10 protein-coding genes are annotated in these 9,563 nt (G+C 74.0%); 7 read left to right on the top strand and 3 right to left on the bottom strand.

Going from position 1 to position 9,563, the window contains the following annotated elements:
- From E1291_RS34400 to E1291_RS34410, 3 genes are all read left to right on the top strand, one after another.
- Positions 1–619 (top strand): SRPBCC family protein (locus E1291_RS34400; RefSeq protein ID WP_131742248.1); only part of this gene is annotated, 619 nt, incomplete at its 5' end.
- A 68-nt stretch (positions 620–687) separates the two neighbouring features.
- Complete coding sequence (locus tag E1291_RS34405; RefSeq protein ID WP_131742249.1) at positions 688–1,848, top strand: SRPBCC family protein; 1,161 nt, start codon at positions 688–690, stop codon at positions 1,846–1,848.
- A gap of 224 nt (positions 1,849–2,072) precedes the next feature.
- Positions 2,073–3,260 (top strand): alpha/beta hydrolase, encoded by a 1,188-nt coding sequence (locus E1291_RS34410; RefSeq protein WP_131742250.1) that lies wholly within the window; start codon positions 2,073–2,075, stop codon positions 3,258–3,260.
- Positions 3,261–3,264: 4 nt separating this feature from the next.
- On the opposite strand, the gene E1291_RS34415 is transcribed toward E1291_RS34410, so the two are convergent.
- Positions 3,265–4,668, bottom strand: coding sequence for a HAMP domain-containing sensor histidine kinase (locus tag E1291_RS34415; RefSeq protein ID WP_131742251.1), 1,404 nt, complete (start codon positions 4,666–4,668; stop codon positions 3,265–3,267).
- Positions 4,669–4,839: 171 nt separating this feature from the next.
- On the opposite strand from E1291_RS34415, the gene E1291_RS34420 reads away from it, so the two are divergent.
- Together E1291_RS34420 and E1291_RS34425 are read left to right on the top strand one after the other, a co-directional pair.
- A complete protein-coding gene (locus tag E1291_RS34420) occupies positions 4,840–5,046 on the top strand; it encodes a hypothetical protein (RefSeq protein ID WP_131742252.1) in 207 nt (68 codons plus the stop codon).
- A gap of 36 nt (positions 5,047–5,082) precedes the next feature.
- Entirely contained in the window at positions 5,083–5,772 is a 690-nt protein-coding gene (locus E1291_RS34425) for a response regulator transcription factor (protein WP_131742253.1), read from the top strand.
- Between the two features lie 31 nt (positions 5,773–5,803).
- Here the strand turns inward: E1291_RS34425 and E1291_RS34430 are convergent, their stop codons facing one another.
- Entirely contained in the window at positions 5,804–6,268 is a 465-nt protein-coding gene (locus E1291_RS34430) for a DUF6194 family protein (protein ID WP_131742254.1), read from the bottom strand.
- 348 nt (positions 6,269–6,616) lie between these two features.
- Here E1291_RS34430 and E1291_RS34435 point away from each other — a divergent pair, with 348 nt between their 5' ends.
- Positions 6,617–6,838, top strand: coding sequence for a hypothetical protein (locus tag E1291_RS34435; RefSeq protein WP_131742255.1), 222 nt, complete (start codon positions 6,617–6,619; stop codon positions 6,836–6,838).
- A gap of 632 nt (positions 6,839–7,470) precedes the next feature.
- Here E1291_RS34435 and E1291_RS34440 read toward each other — a convergent pair.
- A complete protein-coding gene (locus tag E1291_RS34440) occupies positions 7,471–8,241 on the bottom strand; it encodes an ankyrin repeat domain-containing protein (protein ID WP_207401091.1) in 771 nt (256 codons plus the stop codon).
- A 98-nt stretch (positions 8,242–8,339) separates the two neighbouring features.
- Here E1291_RS34440 and E1291_RS34445 point away from each other — a divergent pair.
- Positions 8,340–9,563, top strand: a 1,224-nt coding sequence (locus E1291_RS34445) for an alpha/beta fold hydrolase (RefSeq protein WP_165495426.1), incomplete at its 3' end; no start/stop codon positions are given.

Consider the following 9,563-nt stretch of genomic DNA (forward strand, 5'->3'; position numbering starts at 1 on the left):
CCCGGCCGCCCGGGCGGCGCTGGCCGCGGCGCGGGCGGTGGCCGCGGGCCGGTCACCGGCCCGCGCGCTGCTCTCGGCCGGATGGGCGGCGCTGAAGGAGACGCTCGCCCGCCTTTTCGGGCGCGGCGGGATGGGCCCGCTCACCACGATCGTGGAGCAGATCGACGTCGGCGCGCCGTGCCGGCTCGTCTACGACCAGTGGACGCGGTTCCAGGACTACCCGTCCTTCATGAAGAAGGTCCTCAGCGTCGAGCAGGTGTCGGACGCCAAGGTCCAGTGGAAGGCGAAGGTCTTCTGGTCCGGCCGCGCCTGGCGGACCACCATCGTCGAGCAGGTCCCCGACCGGCACATCGTGTGGCGGTCGGGGGGCCGCGTGGACGGGGCGGTCAGCTTCCACGAGCTGACCCCGAACCTGACCCGCGTCCTGCTCGTCCTGGAGTACCGCCCGCGAGGGCTCTTCGAGCGGACCGGGAACCTGTGGCGCGCGCAGGGCCGCCGGGTCCGGCTGGAGCTGAAGCACTTCCGCCGGTACGTGATGACGCAGTCGCTCACCCGTCCCGACGAGATCGAGGGCTGGCGCGGCGAGATCCACGACGGCGAGGTCGTCACCGCCCCCTAGAACGGACGACTCTCCAGGACACACGACCCCAGAACGCACGACCCCTAGAACAAGCGGAGGTAACACCCATGAAACGCGGTACCCGAGTGGGCGGGCTGCCCGTGGGCAGGATCGCTGAACGGCTGCCCATCGGCGGCCGCAAGAGCCGGACGCCCGACCTCGGCCGGATCACGAGCCGGGTCGCCAGGACGCTGCCGGGAACGGGCCGGTCGGGCAAGGGCCTGCCGGGCGGGCTTCCCGGCGGCCGGGCCGCCGGGACCGCCGGCGGCATCCTGCTCGGCGCCGGAGCGGCCGTCGCCGCGGGCCGGGCCCTTTCCCGGCGCGGTGGCGGATCCAACGGGGAAGAGCCCGAGCCGAAGGACGGCGAGCGCGGAGACGCCGCGTCCAAGGACACGGGCGCGTCCGGGAGCAAGGCCGCGTCGAAGGACGAGAAGGACGCCCCCGCGAAGACCTCGTCCAAGGGCTCGTCCAAGGGCTCGGCGAAGGGCGCCTCGGCGGGGGACGAGTCCGGCGACGAGGGGAAGCCGTCCGGCAAGGGCGTGTTCGGCCGCATCGCCGCGACCGTCGGCAAGGCGCTCAAGGGCGGTGGCCAGCGCGGCGGCAAGAAGGTGAAGGTCACCAACATCGTCGAGCACTCCGACGTCGGCGCGCCGCGCCGCCTCGTCTACGACCAGTGGACGCGGTTCCAGGACTACCCGTCCTTCATGAAGAAGGTCGTGAGCGTCGACCAGGCCGAGGACGGCAAGCTGCACTGGAAGGCCAAGATCTTCTGGTCGAACCGGTCGTGGGAGTCGACGATCGTCGAGCAGGTCCCCGACCAGCACATCGTGTGGCGCTCCAAGGGCCCCAAGGGTCACGTGGACGGGACGGTCAGCTTCCACGCCCTCGCGCCGAACCTGACCCGCGTCCTGCTCGTCCTGGAGTACCACCCGCAGGGCCTGTTCGAGCGGACCGGGAACCTGTGGCGCGCGCAGGGCCGCCGGGTCCGGCTGGAGCTGAAGCACTTCCGCCGGTACGTGATGACGCAGTCGCTCACCCGCCCCGACGAGATCGAGGGCTGGCGCGGCGAGATCCACGACAGTGAGGTCGTCCGTACCCACGAGGACGCGGTGAAGGAAGAGAACGACGAAAAGAAGCAGGACGGGAAGCAGCGGAGCAGGAGGCGGCAGGAGACGAAGCGGCAGGACGAGGAGCACCAGGACGACGAGCAGTACGAGAAGGTCCGCTGACCTCGCCCGGTCAGAGGTCGTGATGGGGCGCCGTGGAGATGGTCCCGGTGGACGGCGGGCGCCCGCCGTCCACCGGGCCGCCGTCCGCGGACGCGGCCCCGTGTTCCCGCCTTCATCCTCCCGTGTGGTTAGCGCGCGCCTTACCCGGCGTTGAGGTTCGCCTCATCTCCGCGGTCCTACCGTGACGGCACGGGCCCCGGGCGGCTCGGGGAGGGGGTTGTGACGTGGGACTCACCGGCGGCGGATTCATCGCCCTGCTCTTCTTCCTGATGGCCGCCCTCGTCGCGTTCACCGTGTGGTGGTGGCCGCGCGGCGCGGGGCCCACGGCCGGGCCGGCGCCGGCTGGGGCGGCGTCGGACCGGTCGGCCCCCGCGCGGGCGACCCTGGTCCGGCTGGTGCTCGCGCGGCTCGGGCTGCTCGTCCTGACCCAGGCGGTCGCGCTGCTCGCCGTGCTCGTCGCGGTCAACGCGCACTTCGAGTTCTACTCCGGCTGGGACGACCTGTTCGCGCTCAACGCGGGCTCCGCCAAGATCAAGAGCGTGCGGGCGCGGGCCGGGCACGGCGCGCCGCTCGCGGCGGCCCTGCCCGTCAAACGGCTCGGCCCGCGCGGGCCCGGCCACGAGCCGGCGAAGACGGGCGCGCTGGAGGAGTACCGGTTCCGCGGACCGGAGACCGGCCTGGACGCCGACTCCTACGTCCTGCTGCCCCCGCAGTACTTCCAGCCCGCGTACGCGCGGCGCCGCTTCCCCGTCATCGTCGTCCTCACCGGGTACCCCGGGCATCCGAGCGCGCTCCTGCACGTCATGCACTTCCCCGACCTCGTCCGGGACGGCGAGCGCACGGGTCACGTCCCGCCCGCGGTGTACGTGCTCATGCGCCCGACGCTCGCGCCGCCCCGCGACACCGAGTGCGCCGACGTGCCGGGCGGGCCGCAGGTCGAGAGCTTCTTCGCCGACGACGTGCCGCTCGCCGTGGCCGCCCACTACCGGGTCGCCGCGGGACGGAACGGCTGGGGCGTCATGGGCGACTCGACCGGCGGGTACTGCGCGGTGAAGTTCGCGATGCGCCACCCGGGCCGCTACTCCGCGGCGGCCTCGCTGTCGGGGTACTTCGGCCCGATCCAGGACCTGACCACGGGCGACCTGTTCGGCGGGAACAAGGCCCTGCGGGACGAGAGCGACCTCATGTGGCGCGAGGGCCATCTTCCCCCGCCGCCCGTGTCGCTGCTGATCGCGTCCTGCCGGGTGGGCGAGAAGACCTACCCGCAGGCGCGCCGGTTCCTCGCCGGCGTCAGGGCGCCGCTCCAGGCCGACAGCCTGTTCCTCGACTCCGGCGGCCACAACTTCCGCACGTTCCGGCGGATGGTCCCGGCCTCGCTCCAGTGGTTCGGTGCCCACCTGAAGGCGGAGTGACGGCTCAGTCCGACGCGGGCAGCAGCAGCGTGAAGATCGGCGGCGACGGGGCGCGCAGCACGAGCCGCCCGCCCTCGGCCTCGGCGAGCCCGCGCGCCAGCGCCAGCCCGATCCCGTGCCCCTCGCCGCTCCCGCGTCCCTCTTCGCCGGCCTCCTCGGCATCGTCCTCGGGGCCCGCCTCCGCGCCGTCCGCCCGGCCGCGCGCGTCCGCGCGATGGCGCCGCGCGAACACGTCCAGCGCGCCCCCGTCCGCGGGCTCGGCGATCCCCGGGCCCTCGTCGGAGACGTCGATGGCGATCCCGCCGCCGATGTCGCCGACCTCCACGGTGACCCGCCCGGCGCCGTGCACCAGCGCGTTGTCGACCAGCACGCCGAGGATCTGCCGCACCGCCGACGCCTTCGCGCGCACCTGCGGGAGCGGCCCCTGCACGACCACCTCCAGCACCCGCCCCTGCGCCTCGAACGGCCCGTGCCGGTGCGAACGCAGCTCCTCCAGCAGCGCCGGAAGATCCAGCGGCTCGCGGTCCGGTCCCGCGTCGCGGGCCAGCAGCAGCAGATCGTCGATGATGTCGCGCAGGTGCTCGCCGCGCCGCACGGCCGCCCGCAACGCCGCGGCGAGGTCGGCCCCGGGCCGCTCCAGCGCCGACTCCAGGCCCAGCAGCAGGCCGGTCAGCGGCGTGCGGAGCTGATGCGAGACGTCCGCGCTGAACGCCCGCTCCCGCTCCAGCATCGACCCCAGCCGCCGCGCCGTGACCTCCAGTGCCCGGCCCGCCTCGTCCGCCTCCAGCACGCCGGACGGCCGCGCCCGCACCGTGAAGTCCCCGTCCCCGAGCGCCTGCGCGGCCCGGGTCAGCCGCTCCAGCGGCAGCGCGAGCCGCCGCGACTGCCGCCCCGCCACCGCCGCCGCCAACCCGATGATCAGCAGCGCGAACGCCGCCATCAGCCACCACGCCCGCTCGGCCCGCGCGGTGACCAGCTCGTCCGGCATCGCCACCCGCGCCACCGACGTGACGCCCCGTTCCGACCGGACCGGCGCCGCCACCACGAGCGTGCCGCCCTCGTCCCGCTGGTGCAGCCGCCCGTCCCCGGCCGCGGCCGCCGCCCGCGACGCCCGCGGGCCGTCCCCGGTCAGCCGGCCGCCGTCCAGCCCGTAGATCCCGACGGTCAGCCGCGGGCTCAGCCCCTGCGGCACCCGGACGGGCCGCGGCCGCCGCGCCTCGTCGTCCGGCGTGCTCGCCGCGACCCGCGTCGCGTCCCGTTCCAGCGTCGTCACGGCCTCGCTGCGGTACAGCCGCTGGACGGCGACCGCCAGCGGGACGGCCAGCAGCAGCACCGCGACGGCCGTGATCCCCACGATGGTGCCGAGCAGCCGCCGCCGCAGCGGCGCCGTCCGCGTGCTCCCGTCCACACTCGCCCTCCCGTGTGCAGGGTAGACGGCGGCGCGACGGGACGGCAGGAGGAGCCGTGCCGGCGGCGGCCGAAGGTAAACGTGCCGCTCACCTTCCGCAGAACCACCGCTCACCAGGACGGGGCTAGATTCGGCCGCGAGAACACGGGCGCCGCCGAAGGGGGCACGATCATGCGCAGAGTGCTCGTCGGCGTCCTGATCGTCACGGCGCTGGCCGGTCTGGGCCTCGGCCACGCGCGCGCGGCCGGGGCCCGGCGGGACTGCGGCCCCGAGTCCGGCACGCGCGTGGCGAGGGTCCTCGACGCGGTCACCGACGTCGTGACCGCGACCGCCCGCGGGTCCTTCTGCCCGCCCCGCCCGCGCCGTCCCGGAGCGTGAAGGCGGCGTTAACCCGCCCCTGCGTACGATCGGCTCATGGCAGGACCGTACGTGCTCGTCGTCGAGGACGACGAGGTCATCGGCACCGAGCTCGCCGAGGCGCTGGCCGCGCAGGGCTACGAGGCGGACTGGGCCGCGACCGGCGGCGACGCGCTGGACCGCGCCACCGGGCGGGCACCCGACCTGATCCTGCTGGACCTCGGGCTGCCCGACGTCGACGGCGTCACCCTGTGCCGCCGGCTCCGCACCGTCCTGCGCGACACCGTGATCGTCGTGCTGACCGCGCGGACCCGCGAGTTCGAGGTGGTCGTGGCCCTGGACGCGGGCGCCGACGACTACCTGACCAAGCCGTTCCGGCTCACCGAGCTGATGGCCCGGCTCCGCGCCCACCTGCGCCGCCGCGGCGCCGCCCGCGCCGGCGAACGCCTGCTGTCGTCCGGCCGCCTCACCCTGGACCTCGCCGCCCGCCGCGCCACCTACGCCGACACCGAGATCGCGCTGCGCCCCAAGGAGTTCGACCTGCTCGCCCGCCTGGTCTCCAGCGCGGGCGAGGTCGTCACCCGCGAGGACCTCATCGACCAGGTCTGGGACGTCAACTGGTTCGGCCCCACCAAGACCCTCGACGTGCACATCTCCGCGCTGCGCCGCAAGCTCGCCCAGCACGGCGCCGACCCCGGCAACATCACCACGCTCCGGGGCCGGGGCTACCGCTACGAGACCGGCTGAGCCCCGGGACCGCCGGCCCCGGCGCCGGAATTCACGCAGTGCCGGAGAATTCGCTCCTGGTGTGATGCCGCGCGGCCGCCAGAGCGTGCGCGCCGATCAAAAGGGAACGGCACTGCTCGGCGGTCTCCTCGCCCGGGTTGAGAATGGACACCCATCCCTGTGAGGCGTAGGCCGGATGCGGAATGATCCGGTCGAGAACCGTGTAGTCGATTTCCCCTGACGAGTCCGCCGTCAGTTCCTCGAAGGGCCTGCGCCCGACCGCGATGTTCACCCTGAACACGCCGGGTCGACCAAGGTCGGACACGGTGTCGTACCCCTCGTAGTCCTTCGTGACGATCGTCGCGAACGGCTGCCGCCGCGGCACGACGCCGGTGGGCTCGTAGTAGAAGAAGGAGTCGCCCCACGCGACTTCCGGGTCGCCATTCTCCTCGCTCGCGGTGAAGGCGACGACCTCCTCCATGGAGGCGACGAACCGAAAAACCTCGTCCTCGGTCATGACAGATACATCCGTTCTCTTGGGCGAGCACTTCCTCCTTCAAGTATGTCATTCAACTGGTAATTGAGACTTAGTCCCTCCAGGACCGTTCGGGCGAGGCGGTAACCCTCAACTCTTGGTCAAGGGCGCATCCGCATGGCGGGGCCGGGCGACTCCCGCTGGGAGCGCTGAGCGACCGGCACCCGACAGCGCGTCATCGAGGCCGGAAACGGATGTGCGGAAGGTGCGGCCAGAAGGTGCGCGAGCCGTGTTCGCCGCGCGTGGTTCCGCTAATTCGGTTGTAGGGTGATGGACGGCTGGATAGCCTCCCGTTATCTTTCCCCCCGCTCTTTCACCCAAAGGACATACATGCGTAAGCTCGTCTCGGCCGGAATCGGCGTTGCCGCACTGGCTGCGACTCTGAGCGTCGCCGCACCGGCCGGCGCCTCTCCCGTCCCCGCCCCGCACGCCGCCCAGGTGGCCCGTCCCGGTGAGGGCCTCGGCGCGACCGCGAGCATCGCGGCGGCCCCCAAGCCGATCGGCAAGGTCCACAATTTCACCGCGCCCGCGGTGAAGGGCGCGAAGGTCTGAGGCAAGTGGTACTGGACCCGCCGGGGCAACACGTCCGTCGTCTACCTGGTCGCCTACCTCCAGGACACCGCGGCCGACGGCAAGAGCGCGGGTCTGTGCTACGACCTGACCACTCCGAAGGACAAGATCCGCAACCGGTGCTTCGTCAACACCAAGGGCAAGGGGAAGACCCTGTCCTTCCCCGGCGACTTCCCCGACTGGAAGCACACCTCGCTCCGGATGAGCGCGGCCGTCGGCCGCCTCAAGGGCAACACCTTCTACGTCAGCACCCAGGGGCGCTACGTCAAGGTGCACTGACCGAAGCGACACTGATCGAAGCGGTTTGACAGATGAAGCCGCCCCCAGGGCCCGGGGGCGGCTTCGTCGTGTTCATAGCGTATTTATTGCAATCCCGGCCACTGCGCTCGCTGGCGCTCGCTTCGTGACCGTGCTTGTGCGAGCGCGAATCGCTTCGCGATCTTCCCGGCGGGGGCTCGCCTTCGGCGTCGCCCCCGCCGGTCAGGTCGCGCGCTCGCGTGACGGTTGATGTTCGTGAAGCCAGCTGCGGTCCACGCCGCTTGTCGCGGCCCCGGTCACGAGGTCGGGGTCGCAACCCCGGTTACGGGTCGGGGACATGGGGCGAGGGCACCGGGTCAGGGAGTTTTGGGCTCCTTGCCGGGTTCGGTGGTTTGGTCGCGGGCTCCGGTGGTTGGCGTGGTTCGGGTGTTCAGCCAGGTGACCAGGGTGTCCGCGCCCGCACGCTCGGCGGCCTGCAGCGGGGTGAGCCCGTCGTGACCGGGCCGGCCCGGGTCGCCGCCCCGGTCGAGCAGGAACGCCGCGGTGTTCCGCCGTCCGCCGTGGCAGGCGCACCACAGCGCGTTCGTGATCTCCTCCTCGCCGGGCGGGGGCTCGGCGTCGGCCAGCGCGCGGACCCGGTCCAGGTCACCGAGCGCCGCGGCCTGCCACAGGTTCGGCCGGGCCCCGCGCTCGACCAGCCGCCGCGCCGCGTTCCACTGCCCGAACGCGACCGCGTCCGCCAGCGGCGTGCCGCCGTCGATGACCGACCCGGCGGCCCCGGGATCGGCCCCGGCGTCCAGCAGCGCGTCCACCATCGCGACGTCGTCGGTGCTCGCCGCCCAGTGCAGCGGCGTCTCGGTGTGCGGCCCCGCGAACGGGGCGTTGACGTCCGCTCCGGCGGCGACCAGCAAGGCCGCGATCTCGGGCCCGGCGGGGAAGTGGCCGGGCCAGTCGGTGGCCGCGTGCAGGACGGTGCGCGAGGACTCCGCGTCCCCGATCCGCGCCGTCGCGAGCTCCGGCCGGGCGTCCAGCAGCCGCGCCACCTCGGCGGCGTCACCGGCCTGGATCGCCGTGGTCAGCGTGACCGCCGCCTCATCCTCGGCGTCCAGGAATCGTGCCTCGCCCACCTCGCCCTCCCATGCTGCTCTCTCCGCACACGCTATCCGCCGCCCACGACATCGCGACGAGAGCGGAACGCGGCGGCCGCCCGTTGCGTCGAGCTGACGTGATCTGGAGGCGTGGACGGGACACGAGACCATGGCGGGCGGCCGTCCCGCGCACCGCCGCGCTGGTGTGCTCCGCGGTGCTCGCCCTCGCCGGGGCCGCGGGCTTCGCGACGGCGGACCGGGGCATCGAACGGCGATCCGTCACGGTCGACGGCGTCCCGCTGGAGGTCGTCCGGCCCGCGCGGGCGACCGGCCGGCTCCCGGGCGTGGTGGTCGCGCACGGCCTCGGCGCCGGGGGACGGTTCATGCGCGGCTTCGCCGACACGCTGGCGCGCCGCGGCCTCGCGGTGGAACTGGTCGATCTGACCGGCCACGGAGCGAACACCCGGCGGCTGCCCGGCGACGGGGAGGGCCCGGCCGCGGAGGCGCGCCTGGGCCGGGATCTGGACGTGGCGGTGACCCACCTCGGCGCGCTGTCCTGGGTGGACGGGCGGCGGATCGGACTGCTCGGCCACTCGATGGGCGCCGCCGCCGTCCTCCGCTACGCCGCCGCGCACCCGTCCGTCCGCGCGACGGTCGCCATCTCGCAGGGGGCCGCGCCCGCGGCCGTCTCCGCGTCCGCGCCCCGCGACCTGCTCCTGCTCGCCGGGGGCCTGGAGTTCCCCGGTTACCACGCCGGCGCCGTCGACGCCCTGCGCGTCGCCTACCCGGGCGGGCGAACCGGCGTCACCTACGGCTCGGCGGGTGCAGGGACGGCCCGCCGCGCCGTCCTCGTCCCCGGCGTCGAGCACGCCGGGGTCCTGTTCAGCCCGCGAACCCACCGTGAGGCCGCGACCTGGTTCAGCGCGGCACTCACCACGGGCTCCGGCGAGCCGAGCGCCACCGGCCCGGCAGCCGTCCCGGATCCCCGGGGGCACGGCGTGGGCGGGCGAAGCGGAAGGTCCGGTGGGCCGGGCGCGGGGGCCGGCGAAGGCCGGGTGGGGATCCGCCCGTTCCAGCGGATCGGGGCGGCCGTGCTGATGCATCTCGCCGCCGTCCTGTGCTTCGGAGCGATCGCTTCGGTGGCGCTGGGGCGTCCGCGGAGTCCCGGCCCCGCGCGTCGTGTCCGCGCGCCGGTCGCGCTGGGCGTGCCGGTCGCCGCCGTCGTGGTGGCGCTACCGGTGATGGCGGCGCTGCCCCGGCATTGGCTGCCCCTCGCGGTGGCGGGGCCGCTCGCCGGGTTCCTCGGCGCGGCCGGTGCCGTGCTCCTGGCCGCGGCCCGCGGACGGGCCGCGCCGGACGGC

Origin of the sequence: Actinomadura roseirufa, assembly GCF_900659635.1 — a bacterium.
Lineage (GTDB): Bacteria > Actinomycetota > Actinomycetes > Streptosporangiales > Streptosporangiaceae > Spirillospora > Spirillospora roseirufa.